We start from the raw sequence: 15,543 nt of genomic DNA, 5'->3' as shown, positions 1-15,543 counted from the left end.
CCAAGCCTGCCAGTGCCCCCGCGCCGGGGCGGACCGGGGGCGCAGGAGCGCCGACGACGCGGCTCCGGGGGCCGACCGTGCGGAAAACGCCGGTGGCCATGCGTGACATGTTCCTGACATGACAGTGTCCTATCGTGCGGACCATGGCAGAAAAACAGCACTCTGTAACCCAGGTGACCAAAGCGGTCATCCCCGTCGCCGGACTGGGCACCAGATTCCTGCCCGCCACCAAGTCCACGCCCAAGGAGATGCTGCCGATCGTCGACAAGCCGGCGATCCAGTACGTCGTGGAGGAGGCCGTCGCGGCGGGCCTCGACGACGTCCTGATGATCACCGGACGCAACAAGCGCTCCATCGAGGACCACTTCGACCGGGCCTACGAGCTGGAGGAGGCGCTGCGCGTCAAGAAGGACTTCGACCGGCTCGACTCGGTCCGCGCCTCCAGCGAGCTCGCGCAGGTGCACTACGTGCGCCAGGGAGAGCCCCGCGGCCTGGGGCACGCGGTCCTGTGCAGCGCCGCCCACGTGGGCGACGAACCGTTCGCGGTGCTGCTCGGCGACGACCTCATCGACGTCCGCGAGCCCTTGCTCAAGCGGATGATCGAGGTCCGCCGGACCTACGGCGGCAGCGTCATCGCCCTCATGGAGGTCGAGCCCGAGCAGGTGTCGCTGTACGGGTGCGCCGCGATCCAGCCCACCGACGAGCCCGACGTCGTGACCGTCACCGACCTCGTCGAGAAGCCCAGCCCCGACCAGGCGCCCAGCCGCTGGGCGATCATCGGCCGCTACATCTGCGACCCGGAGATCTTCGACGTGCTGCGCGAGACCCCGCCCGGCCGCGGCGGGGAGATCCAGTTGACCGACGCGCTCCGCGAGCTCGCCCGGAACGGCTCCACCGGGGGCGGCTCCGTCCACGGCGTGCTGTTCCGCGGCAAGCGCTACGACACCGGCAACAAGATCGACTACCTTCGCACCGTGGTGGAGTTCGCCTGCGACCGTCCGGACCTGGCCGCGGAGTTCCTCCCGTGGCTGAGCGACTTCCTCGCGGAGCGCGAGTCAGGCCCCACCAGGTAGCCGACCGAACGACCCGGCGGGGGAAGCCGATGAAGAGCGTCGAACAGCACGTCAGCGACATCCTGGCGGTGGTGTCCCGGCCCGAGCCGATCGAGTTGGACCTGCTGCGCGCGCACGGAACCGTCCTCGCCGAGCCGGTCGCGGCGGAGGTGGCGCTTCCCCCGTTCGACAACTCCGCCATGGACGGCTACGCGGTCCGTGCCGCCGACGTGGCCGCGGCGACCCCGCAGTCCCCGGTGACGCTGCCGGTCGTGGCGGACATCCCCGCCGGGGACTCCTCCGTCTCGGCCATCCCCGCGGGCTGCTGCGCGCGCATCATGACCGGGGCGCCGCTTCCCGCGGGCGCGGACGCGGTGGTGCCGGTGGAGTGGACCGACGGCGGCGTTGCCACGGTGAGCGTCCGACGCGCCGCCGAACCCGGCAACGCGATCCGCAGGGCAGGCAGCGACGTGGTGAAGGGCGCCGAGGTGCTCTCCCCCGGGGTCCGGATCGGCCCCGCGGAGATCGCGGTGCTCGCCGCGGTCGGCCGACGTTCGGTGTCGGTCTACCCGCGCCCCCGCGTCGTCGTCCTCGCCACCGGGGAGGAGCTGGTCGAGCCGGGGCAGCCGATCGGCCCCGGCCAGATCTGGGAGTCCAACAGCTTCATGCTCACCACCGCCGCGATCGAGGCGGGCTGCGAGGGCTACCGGTACGGCTTCGTCGGCGACTCCCCCCACGAGGTGCTCGCCACCGTCAAGGACGCCCTGGCCCACGCCGACCTCGTCATCACCAGCGGCGGCGTCAGCATGGGCGCCTACGACGTGGTCAAGCAGGTGCTGCAACGCCTGGGCACGGTCCGCTTCGAGAAGGTGGCCGTGCAGCCGGGGATGCCCCAGGGCTACGGCACCGTGGGCGAGAACCGGGTGCCCGTCATCACCCTGCCGGGCAACCCGGTCAGCGCCTACGTCTCCTTCCACCTCTTCGTGCTGCCCGCGCTGCGCAAGATGAGCGGCCTGCCCCAGGAGCAGCTCCCGTCGGTGCGCGCGCGGCTGCTGGCCCCCGTCGTCTCCTCCCCCCGGGGACGGCGCTCCTACCTGCGTGCGGTCCTGGACTACGACGCGGCGGGCGGGGACGTCGCCTACACGGCCCTGCCCGCCGGCAAGCAGGGCTCGCACCAGCTCTCCGGGCTCGCCGAGGCCAACGCGCTCGTGGTGGTGCCCGAGCAGGTCACCGAGCTGCCCGTGGGCAGCGTCGTCGAGGCGCTCCAGCTCCCCCGCCGGTAAGCTCCCCCCTGTCCCCGTCAGGAGAGTCCCAGCCACCCATGTCCCAGACACCTTCCGCAGACTTCCCGCACCTCGACCCCTCCGGCGCGGCACGCATGGTCGACGTGTCCGCCAAGGAGGTCACCGCCCGCTCCGCCGTCGCGACCGGCAGGGTGCTGCTGTCGCCCGAGACGGTCGCCGCCCTGCGGGAGGGCGGGGTGCCCAAGGGGGACGCGCTCGCCGTGGCGCGTATCGCGGGTATCCAGGGGGCCAAGCGCACCCCCGACCTGGTCCCGCTGTGCCACCCCATCGCGGTGCACGGCGTCGACGTCGCGCTGACGGTGGTCGACAGCGGCGTCGACATCAGGGCCACCGTGCGCACCGCGGACCGCACCGGGGTGGAGATGGAGGCGCTGACCTGCGTGATGACGGCGGCGCTGGGCCTGATCGACATGGTCAAGGCCCTCGACCCGGAGGCGGTCGTCACCGACGTGCGGGTCGAGGAGAAGACCGGCGGCAAGACCGGGCACTGGCGGAGGTCCGGGTGAGCGGTGCGGCCGTCCCCCGGGTGGTCGTCGTCACCGTCTCCGACCGGGCCGCCGCGGGCAGGTACGAGGACCGGTCGGGCCCGCTGCTCGCCGAGCTGGCCGCGGAGGCGGGGTGCGCGGTGGACGGGCCGTGGGTGGTGCCCGACGGCGAGCCCGTCACCGAGGCGCTGCGCCGCGCACTGGCCGAGGGCTACGACGCGGCGCTGACCACCGGCGGCACCGGGCTGGCGCCGCGCGACGCCACCCCGGAGGCGACCCGGCCGCTGCTGGAGTACGAGATCCCCGGGCTGGCCGAGGCGCTGCGCGCGGCGGGCCGGGACAAGGGGGTGGCCACCGCGGTGCTCTCCCGCGGGCTGGCCGGGGTGGCCCGGCTCGGCGGCCACCGCATGCTCGTGGTCAACCTGCCGGGCTCCACCGGCGGGGTGCGCGACGGCATGGCGGTGCTCGGCCCGGTCCTGGCCCACGCCGTCGCCCAGATGCGGGGCGGCGACCACGCCCGCCCGTGAGCGGGACGAAGAGGAGTTTTCCGGGTTTGCCTTCCCTGTCCGGATGTGAAAGAGGATGATGGGACCTGGTGGGCGACACGAGGGACGGTGAGACGGATGCACGGTTGGCCGGTGTCCCTGGTCGAGGGGGATGTCGGGCTGCGTCCGCTCAGGCTGCGTGACGCCCCCGCGCTGCGCGAGGTCCGCGCCCGCAACGCCGAGTGGCTGCGTCCGTGGGAGCCCACCCATCCCGAGATGCCGTTGCAGCGCGACGGCCTGCTGCCCTATCTGGTCATGGTGCAGTCGATCCGCCGGGAGGCCCGGCAGGGCGTCGCGATGCCCTGGGCGGTCACCTGGGCGGGCCGGTTCGTCGGCCAGCTCACGATCGGGGCGATCACCTGGGGGTCGGCGCGTTCGGCGCAGATCGGCTATTGGATCGACAGCGCCTATGCCGGACGCGGGGTGATGCCCACCGCGGTCGCGCTCGCGGTCGACCACTCCTTCTTCACCGTGGGGCTGCACCGGGTGGAGGCCAGCATCCGGCCGGAGAACCACAAGAGCCGACGGGTGGTCGAGAAGCTCGGCTTCCGCGAGGAGGGGCTGCGCAGGCGCCAGTTGCACATCGACGGCGCGTGGCGGGACCATCTGTGCTACGCCCTCACGGTCGAGGACGTCCCGGGCGGCCTGCTTCCCCGGTGGCGGAGGATCAGTGCGCAGCAGGGCCAGACGCACGGGGCGTCGCGGATCCGGCCCGACAGCTCCTGAGGGGCGGCCGCGGCGGCGGGTGTGGTCCGCTCCCGCGACAGGTGTCATGATTTGGGACTGAGTTCCCGGCAGGGGGGACGACTGTTTGCTACTCTCCGTGTCTGTTGGGAGACTTTCTGTTCTCGTGCTCTTTGACCAGTGATTTCCTTGATGTAAGCATGGGTCGGAGATAAAGGACAAGAACAGATCTCACGACACTCCGGTTCCAATACCGCGCATTACTGGACACCGGGTCGTACGGTGCGATGAGGCGCATCAGTGTATGCGGACGGTGTTGTCACATGCGAGGTACGGAGACGGCAGGATGACGATGGGCACGACTCCCGGGGACGCCGTGCCGCTGCCTGCGGACTGCCCGTTCGTGAAGTGAGTGCGCCCGTGGAGTCGGTACCGGAGGACGTACGAGGCAGGCGCCGGACGGGGCTCGTGGAACGGCGAAGCGAGGAGGGGTGGTGAGCAGCTCTCCCCTCTACCTGGCGATCGTGGCCGTGTGGATCCTCGTCCTGGTGCCGATGCTGCTGCGCCGGGACGCCGCGGACCCGGCCGCCGACGGGCTGCGCCGCGAACCCGCGGAGGGCGGGGCGGGCGGGACGTCCCACGAGACCGCCGACACCGAACCCTCCGAGAACGCGGAGACCGAGGCCGAACACGCCGCGCGGGCCGAGCCGCCGCCCGTCGTGCCCCGGCCCGCCCGCGTCAGCCGCGCCCGGATCATCGCGCGCCGCCGCCGGCGGACCAGTGTTCTGGCCCTGCTGCTGCTCGGCACGGGAGCCGCCGTGGCCCTGGGGCTCGGCCCGTGGTGGGTGCTGGTCCCGCCCGTCCTGCTCATGGCCGGGCACCTGGTCCTGCTGCGCGAGGCGGCCAAGGCCGACGCGGAGCGGCGCGCGGCCGAGGCGGCCCGCCGCCGTCGCGCGCGCCAGCGGGCCCGCCGCAGGGCGGAGGCCGCCCGGCGGGCCCGGGTCGTCGGGCTCGCCAAGCGGCGCAACCAGGTCTACGACCAGTACACCGACGCCCAGCGCCGCGCCGCGGGCGACTGACCGGGGCGGGGACCGGGGCGGCGGACGGTCCCGGAGGAGCCGCGGAACCCGCCGTGCGCCCGGGCGGGGAGCCCCGCCGCGGCGCCGGACGTCGGCACGGGAGCCAAACCGGTTCGAAGAAGCGCTCCAAAGCTGGTAATCTCTTAGGCGTCGTCGCACGACGGCAGGCAAGGGGCTATAGCGCAGTCCGGTAGCGCACCTCGTTCGCATCGAGGGGGTCAGGGGTTCAAATCCCCTTAGCTCCACAGATCGGGCCCGTACCGTTTCCGGTGCGGGCCCTTCCTGTTTCCTCCTGCGGTTTTTCCGTGGAGTATGTCCGCGGCCACGGAGTGCAACCGTTGAGTGTTGTCGGGAACGAGAACGGAAACAGTGTGTAATCCTACTAAAGGCAACGGAAAGACAACGCTTCTCGGAAGAAGTCAAAGGAAATGCTAATGACCTGCCGGAAGGTGGGTTAAACCGGCGGACACCGTGCCGGGAGGCCGGTTTTCCGGGCCTTCCCCGCGGCCGGGATCGTGTCCGGGAGGGGGGTGCTTCCGCGCTCCGCGCGGCGGCCCCGGAACGGCGGGATCGCCTGTCAGGACGGGAAGCCCGGGCCCGGACCCGCGGGGACCTGCGCCGTTGGGCGAGGCGGGGCAATGGCGACTATCACGACCAAGAACCTTTTAGGGAGCAAGTTCGAAAATCGGGCTCTTCTGGGTATTGTGCCCTTCCGTCCTGATACGTCATCTTGTGACACGGGGATGGACGTGAGTCACAACTGAAGGGTGCATTGTGATCAAGAAGATCTGCGTCGTGGCCGCCCTGACCACCGCGGCCATATTCGGCTCGACCGGAGCCGCGTCCGCTGACTCTCCGGGCACCGAGTTCCGGGGCTGGACGTGGTGGCTGGGCACCGGAGTCGCCGAAATAGCCGACGAAATCGTCGGGTTCATCGTGGGCGAGACCGACAGCGGCGAGGTCGTCCTCTTCCCCGAGCTGCGGGGATGACGAGGCCCCTCGCTCCTCCGCCGGGCGCATGACCCTGGCCCCCGGTTCCGCCCTGTGAACCGGGTGTCACTCCGTGCCGTCCGGGTGGCCGCCCCGCAACGGCAGCGACCGAACCGCCGAAACGGAAATCCGTAACCTCCGGCGGTGCCGCCGCGGTCGCGGCCGCGGCCTGCCCGAACGGCCGCGGGGAGCACCCCCGTGCGCCGCAGGGGGATTGACGGACGCCCCCGCGGGTCATGCTTTAGGCGATCTCGCGGCGTGCGGGGGACGGCGGCCGCCGTCCCCCGCACGGTCGCGGCCGCGACCCGGAAGGAGCGAGGTGACCGATCGTCCTGAGCAGCACGAGGAGGAGGGCGGGTACTACTTCGTCGACGAGACCCCCCGCCCCGCCGAGGTCCCGCCGCCCGCGGAGGCCGCCGCCGTTCCGCGCGAACCGGATCCCCCGGAAGCCGGACAGGACTTCCGACGGACGACTCCGGCGAGGGTCAAGGTGATCCGCCCGGAGCGGCCCAGGGGACACTGGTGGCTGATCAGCGGGACCGTGCTGTACGTGATGTGCTCCGCGGGCAGCGCCGACTACCTCCCGGTCGGCGTGCGCCTCCTCGGCCACGTCCTGTTCTGGCTGGCCCTGGGAGCCGGGCTGCTGGTGACCGTCCAGCGGGAGCGGATCCACGGCTGGGAGCCCGCCCGCCGGTGGCCGTGGGTGGCCGCCCTGATCTGCGGCACCCTCGCCGTCGAGGTGCTCGTCGCGGCGGTGAGCTCCCCCGTCGTCATCATCGGATCGGCGGTGGTGCTCTCCGTGGTCGTGCTCATCCTGTTCATGCTGGGATGACGGCGCAGCGCCCTCCGCCGGGGCGCCGTACGTCAGGTGGCCTCGTCGTCGAAGGGCGGACGGCGGCCGTTCAACCGGGCCGAGACGCTCAGCGAGGTCGACTCCTCCGACGCCTCCCAGAAGTGCTTCTGGATGAACCGCCTCGGGTTGAGGTCCTCGACGTCGAAGTCCTGGTACTCGGGGCCCAGCCCCTCGCGGATGTCCCTCTTGGCGTTGTCGGCCAGCCGCCGGAGCTGCCGGAGCGCCCGTCCGGCCTGCGCCGCGACCTTGGGAAGCTGCTCGGGACCGAGGATCAGGAGCGCGAGAACGCCCAGCACGAGGAACTCGCCCGCCCCGATGTTGAACATGCGTCTTCCTCCACAGACCCCACGCGATCCGGCCTGCTAGCAGACTAACTGTTTCCTGATGGTTCGCCTGCCATGGCCCGACTTCCCACTTCTGTCCCGCCGGCCGCCGGAGCGGCACCGCGCACCCCCAGGACCAGACGGGCCGCCAGCAGCACCACCAGGCCCAGCAGCCAACCGCCCAGCGACTCGCTGAGCCAGTGGTAGTCCAGAACGGTCATCATCACCCCGACCGCGGCCACCGGAACCAGGGAGAGGCCCAGCGCGAGCCGCAGGCGCCGGGCGTCGGGGAACACCCCGCCCGCACCGAAGAGCAGCCACGCCGCCAACGGGTAGGTGAGCGCCGCGTTGGCCGAGTGCCCCGACGGAAAAGAGACATATCCCTCGAAGGCGGCCGCGCCGGGAACGAGCACGGCGCCCGCCCAGGCCACGACGTTGTCCCACCCGGGAGCGACCTGGTCCACCCCGAGCACCGGGGGAGTGCGCCCCACCGCCACCTTCAGCAGCGTGCCCAGCACCGCCAGCGACCCCAGGCCGGTCAGCACCGCCCACAGCGGCCGCAGCCCGCGCCCGCGCCGCGCCGCCCACAGCGCCAGCCCCAGCAGCAGCGGAACCGTCACCAGACGCTGGCCCAGCCGGGCCACCACCACCGCCGCCGCCAGCAGCGGCCCCTCGGGCTGCCGCGGGTCGACGAACACGTGGACCGGCCAGTCCAGCGCCGTCACCGGCCCGCCGACCAGGACCTGCCAGGTCACCGCGGCCAGTGCGGCCGCCGCCGCGACCAGCCCGAGCAGCAGCGGAGCCGCGGGGGGCGCGTCCGGGGCGACGGTCCGGTGCGACGTCACTGGCCTGCCCTCCCCACGGATCGACTCGGCGGAGCGGAGTTCAGCTTAGAGCCCGCACCCGCCGCGGGCCGGGCAAGCGCGCCCGGAAGCCGGACACCGGGGGGAACGGGCGGTTGGTCCGACGGCAGGCCGACGCGTTAGGGTGACCTCCGGACGACACGCGGGACGAACGGGGGACTACGTGGCGAACTGGGCGCTGCGGCACAAGGTGGCCCGGTTCGTCGAATCCCGCTGGTTCCAGAACGTCGTCGTCGCGGCGATCCTGGTCAACGGGGTCATCCTGGGCCTGGAGACCTACGAGACCAAGTTCTGGTGGCTGGACCGCAACTGGGTGGTGGTGGAGGGCTGCTTCCTCGCCTTCTTCGCCGCCGAGCTGTCGCTCAAGATCTTCGCCCGCGGTCTCGCGTTCTTCCGGGACGCCTGGAACTGGTTCGACCTGGTCGTGGTGGGGATCGCGCTGATCCCCCTGACCGGGAGCTTCGCGGTGCTGCGCCTGGTGCGCGTGCTGCGCCTGCTCCGCCTGGTCAGCGTGGTCCCCAGCCTGCGCTACATCGTCAACGCGCTGTTCCGGTCCGTTCCCGGCCTGGGCACCGTCATCGCGCTGCTGTTCGTGGTCATGTACACCGCGGCGGTCATGGGCGAGCAGTTGTTCGGGGAGATCTCCCCCGAGTACTTCGGCGACCTGGGGACCACCCTCTACACCCTGTTCATGCTGCTGACCACGGAGAACTGGCCGGACATCTCCGACTCGGTGATCGGGGAGGCCCCCTACGCCTGGATCTTCTTCGTCAGCTACATCGTCGTCAGCGCCTTCATCGTGCTCAACCTGATCATCGGTGTGATCGTGACCACGATGGAGGAGGAGGTCAACGCCCACCGCTGGGCGGAGGACCAGGAACTGGAGCTGGAACAGCACCACGAGGTCATGCGCCGCCTGGACCAGCTCAGCGACCAGGTCGCCGTGCTGTCCGCCCAGTTGCGCGCGCTCGGCGTGGCCGTGGAGGGGGCGACCATCCAGCGGTCGGACTCCGCGGAGGACTCCAGGGGAGCAAAACGGCCCTCCGCCGCCAGAGGGCGAAGGGCCAGAAGAAAAAACCGGCGACGCTGACGCTAGAGCGCGCGCACGTCGGACGCCTGGGGGCCCTTGGGGCCCTGGGTGATCTCGAACTCGACAGCCTGGTTCTCTTCCAGGTTCCGGAAGCCGGTACCCGCGATCGCCGAGTAGTGCACGAACACGTCCGGGCCGCCGCCGTCAACGGCGATGAACCCGAAACCCTTCTCAGAGTTGAACCACTTCACGGTGCCCTGAGCCATCTGCTCTCCCTTGGGACTACAACAGGACCGCACTCTGCTGGTCCCGGGCTGCTGAGCGCCCGTCCCGGGAGTAGCCACCCAAATGACCAGCGCCCACGTGAGTTCCGCGAGGGCGCCTAGGGCATCCATGGAAACTACAACCGCAACCGCCTCCGACCCTACCAGCCGCCCAGGCGGAATGCGGAGACACACGCGTTGCGATTTCTGAGAAAAGTCCGAATTTACCTAGGTGGCCTTTCTAACATTTGCCCCATGCGGATTCTGTGCTAGCGCCGGGCCGCCGGGCCGCCCGGAGCCGCCCGGCCGCGGCGGTCAGCCGCCGCTGTTGCCGTAGATCCAGGTCGGGAACCACATCCGCTCCGCCCACTCCTCGTGCGGGATCAGCTCGGCGCTCAGCACGGGGTACAGGTAGGCGAAGTTCGCGATGACCAGCAGCATGAACACCCCGTAGACCACCCCGCCGGTCACCCGCGACCACGGGGAGAACCCCGGACGGCCTCCCGCGGGCCCCAGCAGCAGGCCCAGCGCCAGCACGATCGCCAGCACCAGGAACGGCAGCATCGGCAGCGCGTAGAACAGGAACATCGTGCGCGTCGGGAACGCGAGCCACGGCAGCCACCCGGCGGACGCCCCCAGCAGCACCGCACCGGCCCGCCAGTCCCGGTAGGTCACCCACCAGCCCACCATCACCGCGCAGGCCAGGAGGGACAGCCACCACACCGCCGGGGTGCCGACGCTCAGGATCGCGTTGGAGCACGTCGCCGCCCCGCAGCCCCGGCCGTCCCCGTCGTAGTAGAACGCCACCGGGACGCGCATGATCACCCACTCCCAGGGCTGGGAGGCGAAGTCGTGCTGGGCGTCCAGGCCGCTGTGGAAGGACCAGATCCGCCAGTGGTAGTAGCCCAGGCTGACCAGCGCGTTCGCCGCCGTGCGCAGCGGGGCGGGCAGGAAGCCGGTGAAGGCGTCCACCTCGGGGGTGTGCTCGGCCCACTGGCGGCCCCACCCCCCGTCGGTGGCCAGCCAGCCGCTCCACGTCGCCAGGTAGACGACCAGGGCCGTCCCCACCATCTGGAAGAACGCGGGCACCGCGTCGAAGACCAGCCAGCGCAGCCACACCCGCCGCTGGCCCACGCTGCGCCGGGCGCCGTAGTCCCACGCCACCGTGAGCAGGCCGAACGCGGCCAGGTAGAACAGCGCCGTCCACTTCGTGCCGCACGCCAGCCCCAGGCACACCCCGGCCGCGATCCGCCACCAGCGCACCCCCAGCCAGCGCACCGCGGCCTCCTCGCCCGAGCGCACCTGCTCCAGGCGCGCCGCGGCGGCCATCGCCCACCGCTCCCGCACGCCGGGCCGGGCAGGCACGCCCGCCTGCTCCCCGGCCGGGGCCGAGGAGGGGGCCAGCACCCGCGTCGTGTTGGCGACCAGCGTCCACCAGAACAGCGAGAAGGCACTCACGGTGGCGCGCCCCGCCTCGGTGGCCGAGGCCAGCCGGGCGCGGGTGCGGTCCCGGTCCACCACCAGGCACCCGAAGCCCGCCAGCACCCAGAAGGTGAGGAAGATGTCCACCATGGCGATCCGGCTCAGGGTGAAGTGCAGCCCGTCCAGCGCCATGAGCAGACCGGCGGACGCCCCCAGCAGCACCGACCGGGTCATCCGCAGCGCGATGCGCACCAGCAGCAGCACCGACAGCGCGCCGAACAGCGCCGCCGCGAACCGCCACCCCGTCGGGGTGAAGGTCTCCCCGAACGGCAGCAGCCCCCACACGGTGTCGCCCAGGGCGATCAGCCACTTGCCCAGCGGCGGGTGCACCACGAAGTCCCCGGTGCCGGTGAAGATGTCGGTGATGCCGTGGCGCAGCAGGTCGTCGGCGTTCTCCACGGTCTCGTGCTCGTACCCGTACGCGCGCAGCCCGTAGGCGTCCTTGGCGTAGTAGGTCTCGTCGAAGTAGATCTGCGCCGGCTCCCCGAGCCGGATGAACCGCAGCGCGCCGGCGAACGCGGCGACGACCAGTGCGGCCACCCAGCCTGCCCACGCCGGGGAGGGCATGTCCGGCACCAGCCGTGCGCGCAGCGACGACCGGTTCACGGGCGGGGGAGGAACCTCGTCCAGTAGGGCTGTGGTGCTCATGCGCGTGGTAGGCGAGTACGTCCCTGCGGCGCACGGCGCGCCGAGGAAAGACGCCGACTCCTTTCCGTCGACCCGCTGGCGGGCGGCACCAGCCGGACCACCGGGACGACTCCTGGTGGGCGTGGAGGCACAGTTCAGCCAGGCCGGATTGCGCAGTGTCCCGACAGGGCGCCGGAAAGTCACGGCGGGAAGGCCGGACGCTCCGCCGCCGGGTCGAAGCGACGGTGCCGCCCCGGCCATACTAGAGCGAAAGAGGGTGCGAGGAGGCGGCGCCGGGACACCTCGAACCAACCTCTAACCCGACCGTGGACGGAGGGCCAGTGGCCGACCAGCACAACGGCACACGGCCGGGAACCCTGATCCTGGCCGGGCTGCCGATCGGACACCGCGACGACGCCACCCCGCGGCTGCGCGCCGCACTGGAGGAGGCGCAGATCATCGCGGCCGAGGACACCCGGCGGCTGCGCCAGTTCGCCGCCCGGCTGGGCGTGCGCCCCGGCGGGGAGGACGGCGCCCGCATCGTCTCCTACTACGACGCCAACGAACGCGACCGGGCCGAGGAGCTGCTCGCCGACCTCCAGGCCGGACACGACGTCCTCGTGGTCACCGACGCGGGCATGCCCGGCGTCTCCGACCCCGGATACCGGCTGGTCACCGCGTGCGTGGCGGCCGGGGTGCCGGTCACCGCCATTCCCGGCCCCTCGGCGGTCACCACCGCCCTGGTGCTGTCCGGCCTGCCCACCGACCGGTTCTGCTTCGAGGGGTTCCCGCCCCGCCGGGGACTGGCCGCCTACCTCGCCGAGCTCGCCGACGAGCGCCGCACCATGGTCTTCTTCGAGGCCCCGCACCGGCTGGCCGCCACCCTGGCCGCCATGGCCGAGGCGTTCGGCCCCGACCGGCCCGCCGCGGTCTGCCGCGAACTCACCAAGACCTACGAGGAGGTCCGCCGGGGCGGCCTCGCCGAACTCGCCGAGTGGGCCGCCGGGCACGCCCGCGGCGAGATCACCCTGGTCGTGGGGGGAGCGCCGAAGCAGGCCGCGCCGGCCGCCCCCGCCGACCTGGCGGCGGCCGTGGCCGCCCTGGAGGAGCGGGGCGTCCCCCGCAAGACGGCCATCCAGCAGGTCGCCCGCGAGCACGGCCGGCCCAAACGCGAGGTCTACGACGCGGTGCACCGCGGCTGACCGCCGGAACGCCGACGGGGGCGCGGCCCCGCGGACCGCGCCCCCGCCCCGGAAGAGCCGGACGAGGACGGCTACACGACCGCCCCGTCGGTCTTCTCCCGGGCGACCCGCAGCTCCTTGCGCTGCTTGGTCTTGCGCTCCTTGACCACGTGCGGCGGCGGCGTCCGGTCGAACCGCTGAAGCCAGATCGCCAGCGGCACCGCCACGAACACCGTGGAGAACATGCCGGAGACCAGGCCCACCAGCATCGCGACCGAGAAGTCGGTGAGCGAGGACCCGCCCAGCACCGCCAGCGCGGCCAGGATGAACAGGCCGCCGATACCGGAGTTCACGGTACGCGGCAGCGTGTGCAGGATCGCCGTGTTCGCGATCTCGCGGAACGGCTTCTTCGGGCTGTGCGCCCACTCGTCCCGCACCCGGTCGAACACCACCACCGAGTCGTTCACCGAGAAGCCGATGATGCTCAGCACCGCGGCGAGGAACACGCCGTCGATCGGCTTGCCCAGCCACGCGAACAGGCCCACCACCAGCACGATGTCGAAGGCCAGCGCCAGCATCGTGGACAGGCCGAACGACCAGCGGAACCGCCACGCCAGGTACGCCATCTGCAACACCAGCGCCGCGATCAGCGCGATCAGCGCCTTGTTGCGCAGCTCGTCGCCCATGCTCGGGCCGATCTTCTCGTCGCTGACCCGCTGGACGTCGCCGCCCTGCTCGGAGATCGCCTCCTCGATCTGGGTGGCCTCCTCGTCGGAGATCTGCCCGGTGCGCACCGAGATGTCGCCGTCGTCGACCGTCTGGACGACCGCGCCCGGGTAGCCGGCGTCCGCGACGATCTCCCGCGCCTGGTCGGCGTTGAGCTCCTCGGTGACCGAGAAGGTCATCACCCGGCCGCCGGTGAACTCCACGCCGAAGTTCGGCGAGCGCACGAACACGCCGAGGATCGCCAGCAGCGTGATGGCGCCGGTGATGCCCAGCCACAGCGTGCTGCGCTTCATCAGGTCCGGGTTGTGCTCCACCAGCCACCTGCGGACCACGCTGATGTGGGCGATGCCGCTGCTGGCCGGGAACTTCTGCACGATGAGCGGGATGACCGCCACCGACACCGCCAGCACGGCCAGCGCGCCGGCGACCAGCAGCAGCCAGTTGTCCAGGCTGAACCCGTCGGACAGCACCGCCACCAGGCCCACGACCAGCGCCGCCGCGCCGATGAGCCACAGCCGCCGCGCCGGGGTGGCGCGGGAGACCGCCCACTCCATCAGCACCCGGGCGATGAGCAGCGCCGAGATCATCGACGCGATCGTGCCCAGGCCCAGCGTCACGCCGAAGCCCTGCACGGTGCCGGACGCCAGGAAGAACAGCAGGGCCGCCGCGATGAGCGTGGTGACGTTGGTGTCCAGCACCGCGCTCCACGCCTTCTGCGAACCGACGGTGAACGCCTTGAGCAGGTTCGGCGGGATCGCGCGCCGCCGACGCCGGGTCAGCACGCCGGCCGCGGCCTCCGCCTGCTCCTTCTCGGTGGCGTCCGCCATGCCCGCGGACTTGTTGGCCTGGTAGACCTTCTCCTGCCGCTGGTACTCCTCCCGCGTCCGCTCGAAGATCAGCACGTTGGCGTCGATCGCCATACCGATGGCCAGCACGAAACCGGCCAGACCCGGCAGGGTGAGCGTCGCGCCCAGCGCCACCAGCGCCGCGTAGGAGATGACGGCGTAGCACAGCAGCGCGATGGAGGCGAGGAAGCCCGCGAAGCGGTAGGTGACGCTGATGTAGACGGCGGTCAGCGCGACACCAATGAGGCCGGCGATGAAGCTGGCCTCGATGGCCTCGGCGCCCAGGGTCGGGCCGACCGTCTGGCGCTGCACCTCCTCGACGGGCAGCGGCAGCGAACCACCCTCGATCAGCAGGGCCAGCTCGTTGGCGGCCTCGCTGTCGAAGCTGCCGGTGATCGAGGTGCGGCCGCCGGACATGCCGACGTCGCAGGCCACGTCGGCGACGACCTCCGGCGAGGAGATGACCTCGTTGTCCAGCACGATCGCGATGCGCCGCTTCGGGTCGCCGGACGGGTTGCAGGCGGCGTCGCCGGTCAGCTCCTTCCAGGCGTCGCGGCCGTCGCCCCGGAACTCGACGTTGACCATCCACTCGGTCTGCATCTCGTTGAGCGCGGCCTCGGCGCTGGCGACCTGCTCGCCGGTGAGCGCGGCCTTGCCCAGCATCAGCATGGTGCCGGACTCGTCGGGCAGCGTCAGCGCGACGTCGTTCGGGTCGACGGGCTCGGCGGCCGGGGCCTCCTGTGCGGGGGCCTCCTCAGCCGCGGGGGCCTCCTCGGTCGAGGAGTCCTCCGCGGTGCTGTCGGCGGGGGCCTTCGCCTCGTCGGCGGGCGCGTTGCCGAAGTCGCCGAACATCCCGTTGGTGGAGCCGATGCTCTGGTCCACGCCCAGTACCGGGTGGATGGTCAGCTGGGCGGTCTGGCCGAGCACCTCGGCGGCCTCGGTGGGGTCCTGCACGCCGGGGAGCTCGACGATGATCCGGTTCTCCCCGGAGCGGGACAGCGTGGCCTCGCTGACACCGAGGGAGTCGATGCGGTTGCGCAGCACCTCCACGACCCGGTCGGTGTTCTCGGCGTTGGCCTCGGTCCCGTCGTCGGCGTCGCGGGTCTCCAGGACGATCTGGGTGCCGCCGCTGAGGTCGAGGCCCAGCGTCGGCTTCATGAACCAGCCGGCGGCGAACGCGCCGACCATGATGAGCAGGGATATGAGCGCGC

Annotated in this window: 15 protein-coding genes and 1 tRNA gene; 11 read left to right on the top strand and 5 right to left on the bottom strand. The window is 71.8% G+C overall.

The genetic code is table 11. The features are described 5' to 3' along the window. The first annotated feature begins 143 nt into the window (after positions 1 to 143). The 9 genes from galU to AC529_RS03625 all read left to right on the top strand — a co-directional run bounded on the left by galU (position 144) and on the right by AC529_RS03625 (position 6,971). The gene (gene galU, locus AC529_RS03665; protein WP_083947990.1) at positions 144 to 1,073 is read left to right on the top strand and encodes a UTP--glucose-1-phosphate uridylyltransferase GalU; all 930 of its coding nucleotides are present in this window, start codon (positions 144 to 146) and stop codon (positions 1,071 to 1,073) included. A 29-nt stretch (positions 1,074 to 1,102) separates the two neighbouring features. After that, entirely contained in the window at positions 1,103 to 2,335 is a 1,233-nt protein-coding gene (gene glp, locus AC529_RS03660; protein WP_068753474.1) for a molybdotransferase-like divisome protein Glp, read from the top strand. A gap of 38 nt (positions 2,336 to 2,373) precedes the next feature. Further along, positions 2,374 to 2,862 carry a cyclic pyranopterin monophosphate synthase MoaC gene (gene moaC / locus AC529_RS03655; RefSeq protein WP_068753473.1) on the top strand — a complete coding sequence of 163 codons (489 nt, stop codon included), beginning with the start codon at positions 2,374 to 2,376 and terminating at the stop codon, positions 2,860 to 2,862. Continuing rightward, complete coding sequence (locus tag AC529_RS03650) at positions 2,859 to 3,368, top strand: MogA/MoaB family molybdenum cofactor biosynthesis protein (RefSeq protein ID WP_068753472.1); 510 nt, start codon at positions 2,859 to 2,861, stop codon at positions 3,366 to 3,368. The genes moaC and AC529_RS03650 overlap by 4 nt, the downstream gene beginning before the upstream one ends. A gap of 96 nt (positions 3,369 to 3,464) precedes the next feature. Further along, a complete protein-coding gene (locus AC529_RS03645; protein WP_068753471.1) occupies positions 3,465 to 4,112 on the top strand; it encodes a GNAT family N-acetyltransferase in 648 nt (215 codons plus the stop codon). Positions 4,113 to 4,564: 452 nt separating this feature from the next. Then, entirely contained in the window at positions 4,565 to 5,149 is a 585-nt protein-coding gene (sepX, locus tag AC529_RS03640) for a divisome protein SepX/GlpR (protein WP_068753470.1), read from the top strand. 171 nt (positions 5,150 to 5,320) lie between these two features. Then, positions 5,321 to 5,394: transfer RNA gene (locus AC529_RS03635), tRNA-Ala, on the top strand. Between the two features lie 529 nt (positions 5,395 to 5,923). Continuing rightward, positions 5,924 to 6,139, top strand: coding sequence for a hypothetical protein (locus tag AC529_RS03630; RefSeq protein ID WP_068753469.1), 216 nt, complete (start codon positions 5,924 to 5,926; stop codon positions 6,137 to 6,139). Between the two features lie 319 nt (positions 6,140 to 6,458). Next, positions 6,459 to 6,971 (top strand): transcriptional regulator, encoded by a 513-nt coding sequence (locus AC529_RS03625; protein WP_068753468.1) that lies wholly within the window; start codon positions 6,459 to 6,461, stop codon positions 6,969 to 6,971. A gap of 32 nt (positions 6,972 to 7,003) precedes the next feature. Here the strand turns inward: AC529_RS03625 and AC529_RS03620 are convergent, their stop codons facing one another. After that, a complete protein-coding gene (locus AC529_RS03620; RefSeq protein ID WP_068753467.1) occupies positions 7,004 to 7,318 on the bottom strand; it encodes a sec-independent translocase in 315 nt (104 codons plus the stop codon). A gap of 44 nt (positions 7,319 to 7,362) precedes the next feature. After that, a complete protein-coding gene (locus AC529_RS03615; protein ID WP_068753466.1) occupies positions 7,363 to 8,160 on the bottom strand; it encodes a phosphatase PAP2 family protein in 798 nt (265 codons plus the stop codon). Positions 8,161 to 8,341: 181 nt separating this feature from the next. On the opposite strand from AC529_RS03615, the gene AC529_RS03610 reads away from it, so the two are divergent. Continuing rightward, positions 8,342 to 9,268 carry an ion transporter gene (locus AC529_RS03610; protein ID WP_068753465.1) on the top strand — a complete coding sequence of 309 codons (927 nt, stop codon included), beginning with the start codon at positions 8,342 to 8,344 and terminating at the stop codon, positions 9,266 to 9,268. A 2-nt stretch (positions 9,269 to 9,270) separates the two neighbouring features. On the opposite strand, the gene AC529_RS03605 is transcribed toward AC529_RS03610, so the two are convergent. Further along, positions 9,271 to 9,474 (bottom strand): cold-shock protein, encoded by a 204-nt coding sequence (locus AC529_RS03605; RefSeq protein WP_068687417.1) that lies wholly within the window; start codon positions 9,472 to 9,474, stop codon positions 9,271 to 9,273. 312 nt (positions 9,475 to 9,786) lie between these two features. Next, positions 9,787 to 11,601 (bottom strand): dolichyl-phosphate-mannose--protein mannosyltransferase, encoded by a 1,815-nt coding sequence (locus AC529_RS03600; protein ID WP_068753464.1) that lies wholly within the window; start codon positions 11,599 to 11,601, stop codon positions 9,787 to 9,789. A gap of 320 nt (positions 11,602 to 11,921) precedes the next feature. On the opposite strand from AC529_RS03600, the gene rsmI reads away from it, so the two are divergent. Further along, positions 11,922 to 12,782, top strand: coding sequence for a 16S rRNA (cytidine(1402)-2'-O)-methyltransferase (rsmI, locus tag AC529_RS03595; protein ID WP_068753463.1), 861 nt, complete (start codon positions 11,922 to 11,924; stop codon positions 12,780 to 12,782). A 71-nt stretch (positions 12,783 to 12,853) separates the two neighbouring features. Here rsmI and AC529_RS03590 read toward each other — a convergent pair whose 3' ends face one another. Continuing rightward, positions 12,854 to 15,520, bottom strand: a complete 2,667-nt coding sequence (locus AC529_RS03590; protein ID WP_068754479.1) for a protein translocase subunit SecDF — start codon at positions 15,518 to 15,520, stop codon at positions 12,854 to 12,856. Between the last annotated feature and the right edge of the window lie 23 nt (positions 15,521 to 15,543).

The sequence above is a fragment of the Thermobifida cellulosilytica TB100 genome, assembly GCF_001517975.1.
Lineage (GTDB): Bacteria > Actinomycetota > Actinomycetes > Streptosporangiales > Streptosporangiaceae > Thermobifida > Thermobifida cellulosilytica.
This window is presented reverse-complemented; position numbering and strand designations above follow the sequence as displayed.